Below are 19,305 nucleotides of genomic sequence, written 5' to 3' on the forward strand. Positions count from 1 at the left end.
ATCTCTTTGATAAGTGATTAATAACCTGCGTTCTGCTCCAGTAAACCGTTTGAGATAGCGATCTCACTTTGCGGTATCGGGAAGAAGCCATTTGTAGCAGGTTTGAAAGTAACGTTAAAATCAACCTGATCGCCGGTATAAAGCGGACCACGTTTGCTGCTGGCGTTTATCTTTTGTTCGGCTACATTCACGCCCTGTCTCAGCAGGTCCCAGTAACGCTGGCCTTCCATGGCAAGCTCTACACGGCGCTCTTTGTAAATGTTTTCCAGAGTAGCTGGCACCGAAGGCAGATCTACCCGTTCTCTGACACTATCCAGGTATTGCTGTGCGTCACCGCCTGTTATCACGCTAAGTTCAGCAGCCATTAGCAGCACATCACTATAGCGTACCGAACGATAGTTGTTGCCCCAGTTCAGTTCAGGCTGACCGGCACCTGGCTTATAGTCTTTAGAGGTCGTGTATTTCTGGCTGAAGTAACCCGTGTGTTGGTAACCTTTGTCAAGATCGCCGTTCAGTTCGGTTTCAATTAGCAGGGTAGCATCACGGCGTGGGTCGTTTTCTTCAAATGCTTCGTATAACGCTTGTGTCGCAGTTGCAAAGCTCCATCCGCGCTCGTAGCTCTCCAGGGCTGGGCTAACTACGCGTGGCCCTTGCATTTGCGGCTGCATATTACCTTCACCTCCTTGAATATAACCCCAGTCGTACCATGGGTTCAGATCTGAGTAAGCTATTTCCCAAACAGACTCCTGGCTGTATTCTCCGCTTTTCTTGAAGTTATCAGCATAGTTGTCAAGTAAAGTATGGCCACTGTTGCTAATAATATCCTGCAGATGTGTTAAAGCGCGCTGTGCATCCACTGTTCTATCACCTGCCTGTAATTGCCCATCATATACACCATTATAGAACAGGTATGCGCGGGCAAGCAGTGCTTCGGCAGCCCATTTAGTTACGCGGCCCTGGTTGGCTCGTAAGGTACTTGCCGGCAGGTTAGGGATAGCTTCTTCCAGGTCTTTAGCTATCTGGTTAAACACCGCCTGTGGTGTAGCCTGTGGCTGATTATATTGGTCAGGGTTTACAAGCGTGTTCAGCACCAGCGGCACGTTTTCGTAAGTGCGAACCAGGTCCAGGTAGAAGTGCGCACGCAGGAACTTTGTTTCGGCTACGATCCTGTCCTTAAATTCCTGGCTTGCTTCTACACCATCAATTTTCTCCAGCAACATATTGGCACGATAAATACCAATGTAATGTTTTTTCCAGAGGCCTTGAATTTCCGGGTTAGAGGTTCTGATGTTGTGCATATCTACCTCAATGATGTTCGGAGCATCTGTACGGCTTGCCCCGCCCGCATAGGCGTCGTCAGAAGCGATGTCCATAAACATAGGAGTAGGGTGGAAGCCGGTAACTGTGTTCCACTGCAAAACATCATAGATGCTTACCAATGCCTCCATGGCATCGGCTTCCGTTTTGTAGAAATTAGACTCTACACGGGCATCTTTTGGTTGCACGTCCAGGAAATCGTCGCAGCTGGCAGTGCCCAGTGCCAGGGCGGCTACAAATGCTAATCTTGCGCTGTTTTTAAGTATATTTTTCATTGTTGATGACGTTAGAAAGTTGCGTTAAGACCAACTCTGAAGATGCGTGCCTGTGGATAGACACCTCTGTCTACACCAATATCCAGTGTGCCGCGGGCACCGATCTCAGGGTCAAAGCCAGTGTATTCTGTTAAGGTCAACAGGTTGTCGCCAGATACATACACACGCATTTTGGTCAGGTGGATCTTAGAAAGTGCGTTACCAGAGAAGTTATAACCTACTTGCAGGGTTTTCAGGCGAACATAATCACCGTTCTCAATATAAATATCGGAGATTCGGGTATAGTTGCCGTTTGCATCGCTCCAGGTAAAGCGTGGGTATTTGTCTGATGTGCCTTCGCCGGTCCAGCGGTTAAGGAATTTGGTTTGCATGTTAGAGGTTACCAGGTCGTGGCGGCGTGTACCGTTAAATATCTGGTGACCAAATGCTCCGTTAAAGAAAGCGCTCAGATCAAAGTTCTTATACTTCAGGTCCAGGTTATAGCCCAGCACCATCTTCGGAGTAGGGTTACCAATGTTGGTTCTGTCTGCATCGTTTATAACACCGTCGCTGTTCAGGTCTCTGAAACGAATATCGCCCGGCTGTGCATTCGGCTGAAGTAAAGCACCTTCTGCATTTTTGTAAGAGGCTACTTCTTCCGGGTTCTGGAAAATACCATCTGTTTCAAATCCCCAGAAATAAGCGAACGGCTGACCAGGTATACTTCTGGATATAATGCCATAAGTAGCGAAACTTGATCCGATCAGTACTTCTTCGGCGTTGTTAATGCTTAGCACTTCATTCTTATTGAAACTGCCGTTAAGGGAAGTGCTGTAGCTAAAGTCGTTGATGTCGCCGGAGTAAGTAAGGCTTAATTCCAGGCCTTTGTTTCTAACTTCGCCACCATTTACAGTTGGTGGGTTGTTACCTACAGTACCTGGTATCGGAGCATTTACTAACAGGCCTTTCGTAGTTTTAATGTAATAGTCAGCTTCTACTGCCAGTCTGCTGTTAAACAGGTAAAGGTCTAAACCAATGTTGGTTTGCTCTGATGTTTCCCACTGTAAGTAAGGGTTAGCAACCTGAACTGGGGAAGCGCCACTTGTATAGCCTTCTTCGCCAGGGAAGAACGTATAGCCGCGGCCTACACCTATAACAGAAGCCCAGGTATAGTTACCGATGTTTTCGTTACCATTCTGGCCCCACGAAGCACGCAGTTTTGCAAAGTTTACCAGGTTCTGCTCCGGGAAGAAGCTTTCCTGAGATATTACCCAACCAGCTGCAACGGATGGGAAGGTGGCAAACTTGTTTTCACGGCCAAAGCGTGATGATCCGTCTCTTCTTAAAATAGCAGATAACAGGTATCTGCCATCATAACTATAGTTAGCCCGACCAAAGAAAGATAGCAGTGCATTTTCTCCGTACCAACCTCCCACACGTGCTCCCAGTGCATCTGTTGCCAGGTTAAGGTAAGCCATTGCCGGATTGCTGGTTACAAGGCCGGTATTAGATGCAAACACATTGTCTGCCTGGCTACGAAGCGCTGTAGTACCCAACGTCAGGCCAATATCGTGTCTGTCAAACGTTTTGTTGTAATTCAGCACATTCTCTGCCTGCCAGGTGTAGTACTTTATCGTTTCTTTGGAAACAAGAGAGTTCTCGCTTATTTGTGCTGAATTAAGGTAGAATTTAGGAACGAAATTGTCATTGGTTACATAAGCCAGGTCAATACCGAATGTTGATCTATATGTCAGCCCGGAAGCGATCTTAATATCCGCAAATGCGTTGGCTACTAACTTATCAACTCTTGTCTTTCCATTCAGGATAGCTAGTCGGGCCAATGGGTTAACTACTTCCTGCGCAACATAAGGAGAGATGCCATATACTTGCCCGTTAGGTCCTTTCACAATGTTAGGAGATGCATAAAGCGAAGAACCCAGCCTGTCAGGATCAGTTTCAAAAACAGGTGTGATAGGGTCGAGGTTGATGGCGTTGCTGAGCAATCCACCAAATTCCTGGTTCGGGTCTATGGCTCTTCTGTTGATGTTGGTATAAGCCAGGTTAGTACCTATTTTAAGGAAACTGCTTACTTCGTTGTCTGCATTCAGTCTTAATGTATAGCGCTTAAAGTTAGACTTGTCGCCACCAACTATACCGTTCTGGTCGAAGTAAGAGAAGTTGGTATAGTAGCTTGATTTATCGCTGCCTCCACTAACGGCGATCTGGTGGTTCATGATCTTCTCGTTCTTGCCGAAAAGAGCATCCTGCCAGTCAGTAGTTGTAGTAAATTGGTTTACATCCGAAAAAAGAGGGGTAACGCCTGCATTGGCAGCACCTTCATTCATCATGATGGCATACTCACGGGAATCTAGCAGGTCCAGCTTTTTCCATGGATTCTGGATACCAACATAACCTTCGTAAGTAACACTCATCTTGCCATCTTTGGAGCCGCTCTTTGTTTTAATGAGCACTACACCATTGGCAGCACGAGCACCATAAATAGCAGCAGATGCCGCGTCTTTCAGCACTTCCATCGACTCGATGTCGTTCGGGTTAAGGTAATCTATACCACCCACCGGAAAGCCATCTACTATATAGAGTGGAGCAGCACTGCCTGAAGTACCGATACCCCTGATCCGCACTGATGGTGCGTCACCAGGCTGACCGGAAACGTTGGCTACCTGTACACCTGTTACGCGGCCCTGTAGCGCCTGCTCTATACGAAGTACCGGTGTAGCAGTAATCTCTTCTGGTTTTACTGAACTAATGGCGCCGGTTAGTTCGCTGCGGCGCTGGGTGCCATAACCGATCACTACAACCTCTTCCAGTGTCTTTGTGTCTTCTTCCAGTAGAATGTTTATTACGGACCTGTTGTCAACTGCCACTTCCTGCGCAATAAAGCCTATGTAAGAAAAGCGCAGGGTGTTTGCCTGTTCAGGTAATGTTAGGGAGTAGTTACCATTAACGTCTGTGGCTGTACCCACAGTTGTACCTTTAACTACTACACTTACCCCAGGAAGTGGAATTCCTTCATTGGCGGTAGTCACCCGCCCGGTTACGGTAGTTTGTGCATACGCTATCCCATAGAGGTGAAATAGCAGCAATAGTATAATTTTCCTCATAATGAAAGTTTGTAGGTAAGTGATCAGTTAATTAGGTTTGAAGTACCTTGTTTTACTTTGCAAAAACTAAAAAACGGCTACATCACGAATACATCAATGCGTTTTATAATATACATCAAGAATACATCAAATTGGTAAAAAAGGCTTTTTTTGAATAGTGATGGCTGTTTTTTAATTTTTAAAGATCAGCTTTTCTGTTAAATTGAATACATCATTCAAAATTTAGTAGCTTTATACTATAAGTTAAGTAAATATGAAGTCTGTTGTACAACTGGCCACCCTGTTTTTAAGCCTAATCGTGTTCTTGCCCCTTTATTCTCTTCAGGCACAGCCGCGGTATTGGGGTAATCCGTTTGTTAGAAACTTCAGTACCGAAAACTTTAACGGTGGCATTCAGAGCTGGGGAGTTGCGCAGGATGACAGGGAAGTTATTTATGTGGCCAACAATTTTGGCCTGCTGAAATTTGATGGTGCTGAATGGAGCCGTTTTCCGGTAAACAGCGGAACAAAGGTTAGGTCCATTTATACATCCAGGTCGCTTGGCCGTGTATATGTAGGGAGCCAGGCAGACTTCGGATTTTTTGAACCGGACAAACATGGTAATCTGAAATATTACTCTTTAAGAGAGCTGATACCGGCAGGGAACCGAAATTTTGATGAAGTATGGCGGATCTATGAAATTGATGGCGATATCTATTTCGCTACGTTTAAAAACATCTACATCTATACTCCGGGCAAGAAAATAAAGGTAATAACCCCAAAGAACCCGCTGGAGCTGTCTTTTAAAGTTAAAAACAGGCTCTATACGATGGAGTGGGGCGTAGGACTGTCGGAGCTCGAAAATGGAAAGATAAGGCCTTTGCCGGGCGGTGAGCGGTTTGCGAATAGCCGAATCGCCTCTATACTTCCATTAGATCAGGCTAACCTTCTCATATTTACAGTGCAGGATGGCATCTTCCATTACAACGGCGTTAAGCCGGAACTTATGCAGATGGAAGATGCTGAAATACTGCAGCACCTGGTCATAAATCAGGCTGTGTTACTTAAAGATGGTACCTATGCCATCGGAACGCAGAACGATGGTCTATACATCATTAATAAACAGGGTGACTTACTTTTGCATTTAACAAGAGCAGATGGCCTTTTTGATAACACCATTCATGCCTTGTACCAGGACGTACACGAAAACCTATGGCTAAGCCTTAACAATGGTCTATCGTTAGTAGAGCTGAGTTCTCCTTTCAGCAGGATAGATGGTTCAAAGGGCGTATCGGGAGCTGGTTATGCGGCTCTGAAGTTAAATGACAAACTATACCTGGGTACTACAAGCAGTTTGTTTGTTACTGACCTGGGGAATAATAACAAGTATGAGCCGGTTCCGAACTCTACGGGGCAGGTATACAAACTACGCAATTACCAGGAATTACTGCTAATGGGGCACCATACAGGGCCTTACAGAATTGCGAGTGGCCAGGCAAATAAGATCGCAAGCGGCAATGGTTCCTGGGATTACATTCAGGTCCCTGATCATCCTGACTTGTTTATCCTTGGCTCTTATGATGGAATAAGCCTCCTTAAAAAAGAAGGAAATGATCTCAAGCTATTACGCAAGTATAAGGGCTTTCAGGAATCATCCAGAGTGCTGGATTTTGATGAGCGTGGCAATCTTTGGATAGCACATGGCTATAAAGGAGTGTTTAGGATAAGGTTTGAGAATGATTTTAGTGCGATAAAAAAAGTATGGTTCTATAATTCGAAGCATGGTCTGCCCTCAGACCAGTTAGTTAATATGGAGCGATTGCAGGGTAAACTATACTTTCCTGCACTTACCGGTATCTATCGTTTTGATTATGATAAAGGTATTTTTGTAAAAGACAGCGTTTTTTCGTCTTACTTTAACGCTGACGAGCACTTGGTGGAGATGGAGGAAGACGTGCAGGGGAATATTTACTTTATTTCAAACCAGCGTGTCGGGAAACTGAGCCTGAATAAATTTGGAGAACCACAAATTGAGAGCAAACGCTTTAATAATATAAGCGACAGGCTGAACGACGACCTGCCTTACATTAAGATACTGGACCTAAATAATGTTTTGTTCGGGGCTAAAGATGGGTTCATTCATTTTGATGCTTCCAGAAGCAAAACCCTGTATCCTTTTAATGCGCATTTAACCAAGGTTTTCAATACGTCATTTGAACAGGACTCCCTGTTGTTGTCGGAACGGGCACTTTTGAACGCTGACATCATCAGCCTGCCCTATGCCCAAAACTCCGTAAGATTTACATACTCCAGCTCTTTTTACGAAAGGCCTGAAAGAACGCAATACCAGTACTACCTGGAAAACTTTGATGAAGACTGGTCAGTGTGGACTAACAAAACCGAAAAGGAATATACCAACCTGCCGGAAGGAGACTATACTTTCCATGTGCGCGCGCGCAACATACATGGCAACACCAGCGATGCAAAAAGCTTCGTTTTTTCAGTTGAGCCGCCTTTTTACAGGAGCAAGGTAGCCTTTATAGTTTATTTACTGTGTGGCTTTTTTATGCTGGGCACTTTCTTTCATTACCTTGAGAAAAGGTTCAGACGTGAGAAATTGCTGATAATTAAAGATAAGGAACGGTTGCTGAGCGAGAAAGATACGCAGGTGCAGGAGGCAGCCAAGCAAAGTGAGAAAAAGATACTGCGCCTGAAACATGAAAAGCAGCAATCTGAGATCGAGCACATGAATCGCGAACTGGCGTCTTCTACCTTTCACCTGATCAATAAAAATGAGTTGCTTAACAATGTAAAGCTTGAACTACAATCTATCGTGAAGCAGGGCGAGTTGCAGCAGCATAGCGAGGAGGTAAAGCGGATCATAAAGAATATAGAACAGAACATTACGAGCGACGCAGACTGGAAACAGTTTGAGCTGCATTTTAACCACGTACATGGCGACTTTACCAAACGCCTGCAGGAGAAGTACCCGGATATAACACCGCAGGAAATAAAGCTGAGCACTTACCTGCGCCTTAACCTTACTACAAAAGAGATAGCGCAATTACTTAGCATATCGGTGCGCGGCGTTGAGATAAGCCGTTACCGCCTGCGTAAACGCCTGGACTTAGAAAGAAATGAGAATCTGACAGATTTTATACTCCGGTTCTGATATCTAACTATAAAAGAACTATAGCTTAAAATAAAGCTCCTTTTTATCCCCGCTGTATCAAAAACAGAATGTAACCGATATAAACGAACAGGAAAATAATACCACTTATTCTGCCAATCGTATTTCTCTGTCCGATTGGCATCGTTAGAATTAAAAGGGTACTGGCGAAGATCATCATGACAATGTCATAGTTGCTAAGCACATTAAAAGGCAGAGGGTGAATAATGGCACTGATACCCAGTATCCAAAGCAAATTAAAGATATTTGAACCAATAACATTACCTACTGCAATATCAATGTTACGCCGGTAAGCGGCCGTTGCAGAGGTAACCAGTTCGGGAAGCGATGTGCCAATAGCGACAACCGTTAAGCCTATAAACGATTCGCTTAATCCAACTGCTGTTGCTATACTTACTGCCCCATCTACTACCCACTTACCACCCAGGAACAAGCCTATAATACCAAGCAGTATGAAAATAAGTGCTTTGCCTGTTGTCAATTCTGAGGTGTTTTCTTCCGGAATAACTTCGTCTTTATTCGTTTTTGCGATATTATAGATATAAGCCAGGAATAGGATAAAGAAAAAGATAAGTATATAACCGTCGCTCCTACTAATATATAGTTGGCTATAGTTGTCGAAAAGCTTAGCGTTAGCCAGGAACCCTACCAGTAATGTGGCTATCAGAGAAAAAGGAATCTCAGTAAGTATTGTGTTTCGCTTGATGGGTAATGGGCATATGATTGCGGTTATACCCAGTATCAGCAATAAGTTGGCTACGTTACTTCCAAATACGTTACCGATAGCCAGGTCAGGTTTACCTTCCATGCTGGATAGTATATTCACGATCAGTTCGGGTAAGGAAGTGCCTATTGAAACTATAGTTAAGCCAACCACCATATCCGAAACCTGGTACTTTTTGGCAATAGCAGTGGCACCGGTTACCAGCATGTCTGCCCCTTTTATAAGCAGTACAAAACCTACTACAAACAGAACATAAATCAGCATAGCATTTTTGGAAGTGTTTTGGTACGTACGTGTTTAATCTTAAAAGTATACTTTCATAAACAACAAAAGCTGCCTTTGGGGCAGCTTTTGAACGCCTAACTATAGTTTGAGATGCTTAGGCCATGTTGTGGTAAACAGCCTGCACATCGTCGTCTTCTTCAATTTTCTCCACCAGGTTCTCTATCTCTTCTGCCTGCTCGTCAGTAAGCTCTGTTCTGGTGTTTGGTATGCGCTGAAGTTCTGCACTAATTACGTTCAGGCCCTTTTCTTCCAGTGCTTTCTGCATCTGTCCAAAGTCAGCAAAGGCAGTTTCAACTATAATTTCGCCTTCGTGCTCGTAAATATCGTCAGCGCCAAAATCGATCAGTTCCAGTTCCAACTCCTCAATATCAACGCCTTCCGGGTTAATCTTAAAAATACCTTTGCGGGTAAATATAAAATCCAGTGATCCTGTTTTGCCAACAGCACCGCCTGCACGCGAAAAGTAAACACGCATGTTGGCAATGGTACGGTTAATATTATCAGTAGCTGTTTCTACAAGTATAGCAATGCCGTGCGGTCCGTAGCCTTCGTACACAACTTCTTCGTAATCTTTTTCTTCCTTAGAGGATGCACGCTTAATGGCAGCTTCCACTCGGTCTTTTGGCATGTTAACGCCTTTTGCGTTTTGGATAGCTGTGCGCAGGCGCGAGTTTGTCTCTGGGTTCGGTCCGCTTTCTTTTACGGCCATCACGATCTCTTTACCAAGGCGTGTAAATGCCTTCGACATCTTATCCCAGCGCTTAAACTTGCGGGCTTTTCTAAATTCAAATGCTCTTCCCATGGTGTCTGCTTGTTATAGTTGCAAATTTAAGAAAGCTTACTTTAAAAGTAATAGCCAATCTGCAATTTTGAATATGTTATAGTTTGTGTTTAGCAGTTGGTACCACATGATAATCTGAGATACGCAGGTGCTGATCGCAGAAACTATACTCGTGCAAAATATTGGAACCAACTATAATCAGGCGGTTGCTTCTGTTCTGTGCTACATGTTCCTGATACCAGGCTACACCTTCTTCATCAAGGTTAGTAGTTGGTTCATCCAGTAGCAGTAATTCAGAATCAGAATAAATGGCCAGCCCCAGTTTAAGGCGTTGCTTCATCCCCGACGAGAAATCCTTTACAAATTTATGTTTCGATTTTTGTAGTCCCAGCCTGTCTATCAATTCTAAGGCTGACAGATTTTGGCGCAGAGGTTTGAACCGGGTATGAAACTCGATCATCTCCAGAAGTGTGAATTCTTCAACCAGTTCGAGGTAAGGGGCCGTTAAGGAGAGCGAATTATAAATCTTTTCGACAGGAATATCTTTTCCGGCAACTTTATAGTTTATTTCGCCCTCGGAGTGCAGGTTGTGGCCGGATATAACAGTAAGAAGAGTGGATTTCCCGGATCCGTTATGCCCTAATATGGCGTAAGCAGTGCCTGACTCAAAAGTATAGGTCAGGTTCCGGAAAATCCACTCGTAATTGTATCGTTTACCTAAGTTGCTTAGGTTAATTTGCATCTTTACCGAAGTAGCTCTTAATAATGCCACGACCCGAGTTGCGCACAAAGTTCACGATCTCATCGCGCTCTTTGCTTGGGGCCATTTCCAGTTCTATCTTGTCCAGGGCTTCGGTGGTGTTGTAACCGCTCATGAACAAAATTCTGTATAGTTGCTGCACTTCGTTTATCTGCTCGCTTGTAAAACCACGGCGGCGCAACCCGATAGAGTTGATACCAGCATAGGTAAGTGGCTCACGGGCAGCTTTTACATAAGGAGGAACATCTTTACGAACTAATGAACCACCGGAGATCATAGCATGTGCCCCGATCTTTACGAACTGGTGTACTGCGCTTGAGCCGCCAATTATCGCGAAATCACCCATCTCAACGTGGCCGGCCATCTGCACCGCATTAACTACGATACAGTTGTTGCCAACTATACAGTCGTGTGCAATGTGAGCGTAAGACATGATAAGGCAGTTGCTGCCTACCACGGTACGCATTTTATCTATAGTTCCGCGGCTAACGGTTACGCACTCCCTGATAACGGTATTGTCACCGATAACAGCAGTGGTTTCTTCGCCGGCGAATTTAAGGTCTTGTGGCACAGAAGAGATAACCGCACCAGGGAAGATCTTACAGTTCTTACCAATGCGGGCGCCTTCCATTATCGTTACGTTCGGGCCTATCCAGGTACCTTCTCCGATCTCTACGTTCTTATAGATGGTAGAAAACGGCTCGATCACGACGTTGTGCGCGATCTTGGCTTCCGGGTGGATGTATGCTAATGGCTGATTCATGCTTTTTTCTTAACTATACTTGCCGACATTTCTGCTTCCATAACAAGTTGGCCACCAACAAAAGCCTGACCACTCATTTTAGCAATTCCACGTTTTATAGGAGCCAGCAACTCACATTTAAAGATGATTGTATCTCCCGGAATTACTTTGCGCTTAAAGCGGCATTTATCTACACCCAGGAAGTAGGTCCAGTAATCTTCAGGATTTTCGACTGTGTTCAGAACCAGGATACCGCCTGTTTGTGCCATGGCTTCGATCTGAATCACACCCGGCAACACAGGGTTGCCAGGGAAATGACCCTGGAAGAATGGCTCGTTCATCGTTACATTTTTCACGCCCGTTACCGTTGTCTCATCCAGGTGAATGATCTTATCGATTAACAGGAATGGGTAACGGTGCGGAAGGGTAGCTGAGATCTGGTTTATATCCATTACAGGAGGTTTCTTCTCATCGTACACGGGTACGCTTTGAATTGATGCTTCCTGTATAGCTCTTTTCACTCTTTTAGCAAAACCGATATTTGCCGCGTGCCCAGGGCGTGCAGCCAGTATCTGTCCTTTAATAGGTCTGCCGATCAGGGCAAGGTCACCCATCAGATCCAGCAATTTGTGGCGTGCCGGCTCGTTTTTGAAACGAAGCTCTGTGTTATTCAGCGTGCCGGTTTCTTTTACTTCTACCTTTGGCTTATTCAGCATTTCAGCCAGCATAGATAGCTCACTGTCGTTTACCACACGGTCAACTATAACTATAGCGTTATCCAGGTTGCCACCTTTTATCAGGTTTTGCTTGTGAAGCGCTTCCAGTTCGTGTAAAAAACAGAAAGTACGGCAAGGTGCGATCTCTCTTTCAAACTGGTTCATGTTTGTGATAGAGGCATGCTGACTACCTAACACAGGAGAGTTATAATCAACCATAGCCGTCAGGCGGTAATCGTTCAACGGTAAGCCAACAATCTCTACGCCACGGGCTTCATCTTTGTAAGTAATGCCTTCTGTCAGTTCGAAATAGTTGCGAAGTGCATTTTGTTCCTGTAAGCCAACTTCCAATAAAGCCTTTACAAACTCAATAGAAGAACCATCCATGATAGGAGGCTCCGGCCCATCCAGCTGAATAAGAACATTGTCTATTTCCAGGCCTACCAATGCGGCAAGCGTATGCTCTACCGTATTTACCCTGGCACCATTTTGCTCTATGGTTGTACCGCGCGAAAGATCCACCACATTATCTACATCGGCAGCAACTATAGGCTGGTCCGGTAAATCGATACGCTGGAATTTATAGCCATGGTTTGCAGGAGCAGGAGTAAAGGTCATGTTAGACACAACGCCTGTGTGCAAGCCAATACCGGAAACCGTTACCGGAGCTTTAATGGTATGCTGTTTATAGTTCATTTACTATTCTATTCTTATCTGGAGCCTGCTTTTAGCAAATACTGTGGCTGTTACGTTTTGAATAACTGCCAAAGTAGGCAGCCATTTTACCGCAAACTTAAGGTTTTATATCCGGCCTTGCCAGTATTATTTTTGTTAAGGGGTTGAGCAGTTATCAGGTATGCTATATTTTTTCGCTTAGTGCTTCTAAATCGCGTTGTAGCTCCGGTAATTTTCTGAAAACCGCCAACGCTCTTAAGTTTTGTTTATAGTCGAAAGCTGGAGAACCCTGTATAATCGTGCCTGATTTTTTGATGGTTTTACCTACACCAGATTGTGCGCCGATTGTAGTTTTGTCAGCTATAGTTATGTGACCAACTATGCCCACCTGGCCCGCTATTACGCAATGGTTACCAATTTTCGATGATCCTGAAATACCGGTCTGGGCTGCAATTACAGTATGTTTGCCAACTTCTACGTTATGTGCTATCTGTACCAGGTTATCGATTTTAGTGCCCTGACGGATAATGGTAGAGCCCATGGTAGCACAATCTATAGTTGTATTTGCTCCAATGGATACATCATCTTCCAGCACTACATTTCCGATCTGTGGTACCATTTTATAAGAACCATCCGGTTGCGGGGCAAACCCGAAACCGTCGCTACCTAAAACCACACCGGCATGTAAGGTACAATTGCTGCCAACTATAGTATTGGAGTATAGTTTTGCACCTGCAAAAATGGTTGTGTTGTCGCCTATCGTTACGTTATCGCCAACATACACCTGCGGAAAAATGCGCACGTTTGCACCAATTTTGCAGTTATTGCCGATGTAAGAAAAAGCACCACGATAATGGTTATCTCCAATTTCGGAGCCGCTGCCTATAAAAGCTGGCTCTTCAACACCGGTTTTAGATGCAAGAAGTGCTGCCTGGTAATACTGTAATAACGTAGAGAAGCTGCTGTAAGGATCGCTAACGCGGATTAGTGCAGCAGATACAGGTTTTTTCAGTTCCAGTTTATCAGAAACTATAACGGCACTGGCTCCTGTAGTATATAAATAAGGTTCGTATTTCGGGTTAGACAAAAAAGCAAGGGCACCATTTTGTGCTTCCTCTATTTTGGCTAACGTGCTGACTTTGGCTGCGTTATCTCCCTCAATCTTCCCCTGTAGCAATTCAGCTATCTGTTGAACAGTAAATTCCATGATGTAAAATTATAGCAAAATCTCAAAAACGCTAACGCTTCCGGGGTGCAAACTTAATAAAAAGTTAACGGGCAGGAATATGATATGTAATTAAATTCTCTGGAATGCCGGGTGTTAAAATTGCAGATTTATAGTTACTCTAAGCTTAGTCCCAATTGATGTTGTATGTTTAATGTATGCCAGCATATTTTTAATGAACTGGGGAACTTCGTTTAAGAGCTTAAGTTCTATAGTTTCGGTGGTTCAACCACTCCTGCCCCTCAGAGCTACGCTCGCTACCTTCGAAATATCTTCTCAGTAGTTCAAGGTGGGGAGTTTCTACTGCCTTTGCTATCTTTTCCTGTGGTTTTTTAGTTCTTTAGTTGACGGTATTGAGCGGACAGGTCGCGACCTGTCCCTACGGAACTATGACAACGATAAATCCCGGAGCTTACAGGTTCAAACTATAGACAGGCGGCGGTTATGAGAAATTTCTCAGTCTTTGGGTTGAGCGCCTTGTGAATATCTGGTGCCGTAGGCATTGCGAGGAACGAGCAAAAGAGATTCGCACAGCGCGATGCCCGAAGACGGGGCCTCCCGGCCGTGAGGGCACCAAAGCTGGATTGAAACGATAGGTAAATAAAGCTCCCAGAATTAAAGGTGATTTGAAACTATAGCTTAGTTCGTGTTTTAAAAGTCTTCAACTATAGAATCCAGATTTCTCCTTTCGTCGAAATGACAAAAGAGAACTTGAAGGAAAAATAAGATCCTTCGACTTTGCTCAGGATGACAATTTGTAAACTATAAATAATAGCCCTGACGCTAGCAGGAACTGCGCACACTGCTAGGTCTAATCACTTTATTCCTCTAATGCGCTACTTCCCTCGGGTAACAAACATAATATTTCTCAACTTTATTGCTAAGTGCTTGAATATTAGGCAGGTCTGAAGCGTCGGCAGCATCTACTATATAACCGGCTTTGGTTAACACTTCTATAGATTGTCCTTCTGACTGGTAGGCATTATTACTGATCTTTCCCGATATCATAAGGTACTTAATGTCTTCGTCGGCAACTTTAAAACGATCCTGAATGAGTTCGCTGATACCCAGCATCATTTCTTCGTCTACTGGTTTGTTCGAGATGATAACCTTAAACAGCTTTCTGTTTAAAATACAGCCAGATAAATAGGAAAGAATGCTGTCAGAGTGGGAAGCCCATTGTTTTATGCCGCTCCAGACGTCGTGATCATCCAGACTAACGAAGCGCTCCAGTATTGTGGCATCATCCTCAAAATGTTTCATCGTCAGGTCCGACGCCAGGAAAAACTTAAGGCAGGGGCTGGCTGGTACATCAATGCCTAGTTGTAACAGCTGGCGCGCGCGTTGTACCGCTCGCAGCACCATATTTTCAGCACTGATCACGGTTTTATGCAGGTAAACCTGCCAATACATCAGGCGGCGGCTCACCAGGAAGTTCTCAATACTATAAATTGCTTTTTCCTCCACAACCAGTTTATCGTTGGCCACGTCCAGCATTTTAATAATGCGGTCTGCACCGATCTTGCCTTCATACACGCCTGTGTAAAAGCTGTCGCGGTTCAGGTAATCAAGGCGATCTACATCCAGTTGGCTCGAAACGAGCTGGTGGAAAAACCTGCGTTCGTACTTATCTGTAAATATATCGATGGCCAGGCTCAATCTTCCGCCAAACTCTTCGTTAAGCATATGCATGATGTGCAATGACAAATGCTCATGATGCACTTCTTTAAAAATAGCGGTTTCGAGGGCATGTGAGAAAGGGCCATGGCCAATGTCGTGCAGCAATATGGCAATTAACGACGCTTCGAATTCGGTATCGGAAATTTCGTTATTTTTACTTTTTAGTGTTTGCAGGGCGGTGTTCATCAGGTGCATGGCACCTAACGCATGATGAAAGCGGGTGTGCAGCGCTCCCGGATAAACCATCTCTGTCAGGCCTAACTGCTTAATGCGGCGCAGGCGCTGGAAGTATGGATGGTCGATAATATCGAACAAGAGCTCAGACGGAACTGTTATAAAGCCGTATACCGGGTCGTTAAAGATTTTTTTCTTGTTCACCAATTGGAGCGTTTAATTGTTAAATGGTTGAATTGCTGCGACGAAAAGATACATAAGTTGTGTTGCAACTTTCTGATATACATATTCTTGCTGCTTAATAATCCGTAAGTAGTAACAGGCCTTAACTTGTTAGGTGCCGGTTACACAACAATTTAATAATGAAGCAGTTTAGCAATTTATCTAAATAAAACTATGCAAAGATATACGATTTTATGGGCCGATGATGAGATCGACCTGCTCAAACCCCATATTCTGTTCCTGGAAGACAAAGGTTACGACATAACCCCGGTAAACAGCGGTACCGACGCGATAGATAAAGTACAGGAACAACCATATGATGTTGTTTTCCTTGATGAAAATATGCCCGGCATCAGTGGATTAGAAACTCTGAACGAGATCAAAACGATACGTCCGGCCATGCCTGTGATCATGATCACAAAGAGCGAGGAAGAGCATATTATGGAAGAGGCAATTGGGGCCAAAATTACAGACTACCTGATAAAACCGCTTAACCCGAACCAGATACTGCTTTCTGTAAAAAAAGCCCTCGAAAATAAGAGGCTTGTATCAGAAAGAACTAACCAGAGTTACCAGCGCGATTTCCGCCAGTTGGGTATGGCTTTTGGTGAGCGTTTAAGTCCGGGAGAGTGGGCTGATATCTATAAAAAACTGACATACTGGGAGTTGGAAATAGATGAGACCGAAAACAAGAGTATGGCCGATGTGATAAACATGCAGAAGGATGAGGCAAACTCTAACTTCGCGAAGTTTATCATGGACAACTATGAAGACTGGGTGAATAAGGAAAGTGATGATGCTCCGCTGATGTCGCACCAGTTATTTAAAGAGCGTGTTTTCCCGATGATGAAGGAGTCTGACAGGCCGGTTTATTTTGTATTGATAGATAACCTGCGCTACGACCAGTGGAAAGTGCTGGAGCCGATCATCAACGATTACTTTACAGTGGATTCAGAAGAGATGTATTATTCGATACTTCCGACCACTACTGCTTATGCCCGTAACGCAATTTTCTCTGGCATGCTGCCGAACGATATCGCTAAAAAGTACCCGAACCTGTGGGTAAGCGACGACGAGGACGAAGGCAAAAACCTGAATGAGCCGGAGTTCCTGGATATACAGTTTCAGCAGAACCGTGTTACCGACAAGCATAGCTACCATAAAATTACAAACGTAGCAGCGGGTAAGGACCTGCTCTCTAAGTTCAGTAACCTGGATAATAACAAGCTGAATGTTATAGTATACAACTTCGTGGATATGCTCTCGCATGCCCGTACCGATAGCAACATGGTACGCGAGCTTGCCCCGGACGAATCGGCTTACCGTTCTATCACCAGGTCATGGTTCCTGCACTCGCCATTATTCGATACACTGAAAGCGATAGCCGAGAAAAAAGGTCGCCTGATCATTACCACCGACCACGGAACTATACGCGTAAAGCGCCCATTCAAGATCATCGGCGACCGCCAGACCAACACCAACCTGCGCTATAAGCATGGTAAAAACCTGGGATACACGGACAAAGATGTGTTTACCGTGCGCAAGCCGGAGAGATTTTTCTTGCCAAAGGCCAATGTTTCTACTACGTTTGTGTTTGCAATAGAAGATTACTTTTTCGCGTACCCCAACAATTATAACTACTACGTGAACTACTATAAAGACACGTTCCAGCATGGTGGGGTATCGTTGGAGGAGTGCATTATACCGTTTATAACGCTTACACCTAAAAATGTATAACACCGGAGTAGAGAAGGCTCTGTTTAAAATGAATTCGTTGGATGATTTGCCAACAGCGGCTGCCATGCTGCTGGAAGCAGCCAGCGAAGAGCCTGTAATACTTTTTGAAGGCCCGATGGGAGCCGGCAAAACCACTTTAATAAAGGAATTTTGCCGTCAAATGGGTGTGCAGGAAAATGTAAGCAGCCCTACGTTTGCCCTTGTAAATGAATATGAAACCGAAATCGGGAAACTAATTTACCATTTCGATTTTTATAGGATAAGCGATGAGCGCGAAGCACTGAATATCGGGGCATTGGAGTATTTCGATTCGGGTAATATTTGCCTGATCGAATGGCCTTCCCTGATCCCGAATTTGCTGCCGGAGCATTATCTGCTTGTAACCCTGCAAACTGCTGAAGACAGCGAGGTGCGTACCATGACGATAAATAAGGTGTAATATGACGGAGCGATTCGCCGTAGAAATTGGAAGAATAGCCGGACAGGCGCTTTATCCGAAAGAGTCGATGTTGGCGGTTGAAGAACGCAAACGCAATCTCTTTATAGGAATACCTAAAGAATCGTCGTTTCAGGAGAACCGTATCGGCCTTACCCCTGATGCCGTAAAACAGCTGACAGACCATGGCCACCGCATCTGGATCGAAGCCGGAGCGGGAAGTCCTTCAAAGTATTCGGATAACGACTTTTCGGAGGCAGGAGCCAAGGTTGTTTATTCTGCCAAAGAAGTATACGAAGCCGACATCATCCTGAAAGTAGCGCCACCTACTTACGACGAAATTGAATACCTCCATCCCGGGCAAACCCTGATCTCTGCTTTGCAGTTTGGTAGCCTTACAGCCGATTATATTAATGCCCTGCTGCGCAAAAAGATAAACGCCATCTCTTATGAGCTGCTCCGCGATAAATCGGATTCCAAACCTGTAGTTAGGGCTATGAGCGAGATTGCAGGAAGCACCGTAATGCTGATCGCAGCAGAATATTTAAGTATCAGCAATGACGGACGCGGCATTATACTTGGTGGTATTACAGGCGTACCGCCAAGCAAAGTAGTTATACTTGGTGCCGGTACTGTAGCCGAATATGCGGCCCGGGCAGCCCTTGGTTTAGGAGCTGAAGTAAAAGTTTTTGACAATCACATCTATAAACTCCGCCGCCTTAAGCATAACGTAGGTACGCAGTTGTTTACTTCTACTTTAGATAAAACGGTGCTGTACCACGAGATAAAGCAGGCTGATGTTGTTATTGGTGCGCTTGTTGCCGAGGATGGGCGTATGCCGTGTATGGTAGAGGAAAGTATAGTGGCGCAGATGAACCCGGGTTCCGTGATCATCGATGTGTGCATTGACCACGGTGGTTGCTTCGAAACTTCTGAGTTAACCTCCCATAGTCGCCCGATCTACCGTAAATACGATATCATTCATTACTGCGTGCCTAATATTCCATCGCGGGTGCCGCGTACAGCAACATCTGCTTTAAGCAACATCTTTACGCCTATCCTTACTGAGATATCAAAATACGGCGGTGTAAGTGAAGTTTTGTTTACCAATGAACATTACCGCAGTGGCGTTTATATCTACAAAGGGAGCCTTACCAACGCCCAGATCGCCAAACGTTTTGGCATGCGTTATAAAGAGTTGGGCCTGATGATAGCCGTGCGCAACTAATATTGAAGTGCAACTTATCTCCATAATGTAAAAGCCCGCTTTAACAGCGGGCTTTTAC

Annotated in this window: 13 protein-coding genes; 4 read left to right on the top strand and 9 right to left on the bottom strand. The window is 44.6% G+C overall.

All coding sequences use genetic code 11. From position 1 onward, the window contains the following. Window positions 1–17: 17 nt before the first annotated feature. Together ABS362_RS05340 and ABS362_RS05345 are read right to left on the bottom strand one after the other, a co-directional pair. Window positions 18–1,592 (bottom strand): RagB/SusD family nutrient uptake outer membrane protein, encoded by a 1,575-nt coding sequence (locus ABS362_RS05340; RefSeq protein ID WP_350411299.1) that lies wholly within the window; start codon window positions 1,590–1,592, stop codon window positions 18–20. Between the two features lie 11 nt (window positions 1,593–1,603). Beyond that, window positions 1,604–4,693, bottom strand: a complete 3,090-nt coding sequence (locus tag ABS362_RS05345; RefSeq protein ID WP_350411300.1) for a SusC/RagA family TonB-linked outer membrane protein — start codon at window positions 4,691–4,693, stop codon at window positions 1,604–1,606. A gap of 253 nt (window positions 4,694–4,946) precedes the next feature. Between ABS362_RS05345 and ABS362_RS05350 the strand changes: the two genes are divergently transcribed. Beyond that, complete coding sequence (locus ABS362_RS05350) at window positions 4,947–7,844, top strand: ligand-binding sensor domain-containing protein (protein ID WP_350411301.1); 2,898 nt, start codon at window positions 4,947–4,949, stop codon at window positions 7,842–7,844. A 43-nt stretch (window positions 7,845–7,887) separates the two neighbouring features. Here the strand turns inward: ABS362_RS05350 and ABS362_RS05355 are convergent, their stop codons facing one another. From ABS362_RS05355 to ABS362_RS05385, 7 genes are all read right to left on the bottom strand, one after another. Continuing rightward, a complete protein-coding gene (locus ABS362_RS05355; protein WP_350411303.1) occupies window positions 7,888–8,850 on the bottom strand; it encodes a calcium/sodium antiporter in 963 nt (320 codons plus the stop codon). 115 nt (window positions 8,851–8,965) lie between these two features. Beyond that, window positions 8,966–9,673 carry a YebC/PmpR family DNA-binding transcriptional regulator gene (locus ABS362_RS05360; RefSeq protein ID WP_350411304.1) on the bottom strand — a complete coding sequence of 236 codons (708 nt, stop codon included), beginning with the start codon at window positions 9,671–9,673 and terminating at the stop codon, window positions 8,966–8,968. Window positions 9,674–9,749: 76 nt separating this feature from the next. After that, window positions 9,750–10,394 carry an ABC transporter ATP-binding protein gene (locus tag ABS362_RS05365; RefSeq protein WP_350411305.1) on the bottom strand — a complete coding sequence of 215 codons (645 nt, stop codon included), beginning with the start codon at window positions 10,392–10,394 and terminating at the stop codon, window positions 9,750–9,752. Beyond that, on the bottom strand, window positions 10,384–11,175 hold the full coding sequence (gene lpxA, locus ABS362_RS05370) for an acyl-ACP--UDP-N-acetylglucosamine O-acyltransferase (RefSeq protein ID WP_350411306.1): 792 nt from the start codon (window positions 11,173–11,175) through the stop codon (window positions 10,384–10,386). The genes ABS362_RS05365 and lpxA overlap by 11 nt, the downstream gene beginning before the upstream one ends. Then, window positions 11,172–12,566 (bottom strand): bifunctional UDP-3-O-[3-hydroxymyristoyl] N-acetylglucosamine deacetylase/3-hydroxyacyl-ACP dehydratase, encoded by a 1,395-nt coding sequence (locus ABS362_RS05375; protein WP_350411307.1) that lies wholly within the window; start codon window positions 12,564–12,566, stop codon window positions 11,172–11,174. Before ABS362_RS05375 ends, lpxA begins: the two co-directional genes overlap by 4 nt. A gap of 163 nt (window positions 12,567–12,729) precedes the next feature. Continuing rightward, a complete protein-coding gene (gene lpxD, locus ABS362_RS05380; RefSeq protein WP_350411308.1) occupies window positions 12,730–13,752 on the bottom strand; it encodes a UDP-3-O-(3-hydroxymyristoyl)glucosamine N-acyltransferase in 1,023 nt (340 codons plus the stop codon). Window positions 13,753–14,598: 846 nt separating this feature from the next. Beyond that, window positions 14,599–15,828, bottom strand: a complete 1,230-nt coding sequence (locus ABS362_RS05385; RefSeq protein ID WP_350411309.1) for an HD domain-containing protein — start codon at window positions 15,826–15,828, stop codon at window positions 14,599–14,601. A 192-nt stretch (window positions 15,829–16,020) separates the two neighbouring features. Between ABS362_RS05385 and porX the strand changes: the two genes are divergently transcribed. Genes porX through ABS362_RS05400 form a run of 3 tightly spaced genes read left to right on the top strand, consistent with a single transcriptional unit; the run spans window position 16,021 to window position 19,247 of the window. Further along, window positions 16,021–17,583, top strand: a complete 1,563-nt coding sequence (gene porX, locus ABS362_RS05390; RefSeq protein WP_350411310.1) for a T9SS response regulator signal transducer PorX — start codon at window positions 16,021–16,023, stop codon at window positions 17,581–17,583. Then, window positions 17,576–18,022, top strand: a complete 447-nt coding sequence (gene tsaE / locus ABS362_RS05395; protein WP_350411311.1) for a tRNA (adenosine(37)-N6)-threonylcarbamoyltransferase complex ATPase subunit type 1 TsaE — start codon at window positions 17,576–17,578, stop codon at window positions 18,020–18,022. The genes porX and tsaE overlap by 8 nt, the downstream gene beginning before the upstream one ends. 1 nt (window position 18,023) lies before the next feature. Continuing rightward, complete coding sequence (locus ABS362_RS05400) at window positions 18,024–19,247, top strand: alanine dehydrogenase (RefSeq protein WP_350411313.1); 1,224 nt, start codon at window positions 18,024–18,026, stop codon at window positions 19,245–19,247. Window positions 19,248–19,305: the final 58 nt, after the last annotated feature.

Origin of the sequence: Pontibacter populi, from assembly GCF_040278685.1 — a bacterium.
Lineage (GTDB): Bacteria > Bacteroidota > Bacteroidia > Cytophagales > Hymenobacteraceae > Pontibacter > Pontibacter populi.

Coding starts and splice junctions, on each gene's coding strand:
- ABS362_RS05340 (WP_350411299.1), bottom strand. CDS start 1,592: ATGAAAAATATACTTAAAAACAGCGCAAGATTAGCATTTGTAGCCGCC.
- ABS362_RS05345 (WP_350411300.1), bottom strand. CDS start 4,693: ATGAGGAAAATTATACTATTGCTGCTATTTCACCTCTATGGGATAGCG.
- ABS362_RS05350 (WP_350411301.1), top strand. CDS start 4,947: ATGAAGTCTGTTGTACAACTGGCCACCCTGTTTTTAAGCCTAATCGTG.
- ABS362_RS05355 (WP_350411303.1), bottom strand. CDS start 8,850: ATGCTGATTTATGTTCTGTTTGTAGTAGGTTTTGTACTGCTTATAAAA.
- ABS362_RS05360 (WP_350411304.1), bottom strand. CDS start 9,673: ATGGGAAGAGCATTTGAATTTAGAAAAGCCCGCAAGTTTAAGCGCTGG.
- ABS362_RS05365 (WP_350411305.1), bottom strand. CDS start 10,394: ATGCAAATTAACCTAAGCAACTTAGGTAAACGATACAATTACGAGTGG.
- lpxA (WP_350411306.1), bottom strand. CDS start 11,175: ATGAATCAGCCATTAGCATACATCCACCCGGAAGCCAAGATCGCGCAC.
- ABS362_RS05375 (WP_350411307.1), bottom strand. CDS start 12,566: ATGAACTATAAACAGCATACCATTAAAGCTCCGGTAACGGTTTCCGGT.
- lpxD (WP_350411308.1), bottom strand. CDS start 13,752: ATGGAATTTACTGTTCAACAGATAGCTGAATTGCTACAGGGGAAGATT.
- porX (WP_350411310.1), top strand. CDS start 16,021: ATGCAAAGATATACGATTTTATGGGCCGATGATGAGATCGACCTGCTC.
- tsaE (WP_350411311.1), top strand. CDS start 17,576: ATGTATAACACCGGAGTAGAGAAGGCTCTGTTTAAAATGAATTCGTTG.
- ABS362_RS05400 (WP_350411313.1), top strand. CDS start 18,024: ATGACGGAGCGATTCGCCGTAGAAATTGGAAGAATAGCCGGACAGGCG.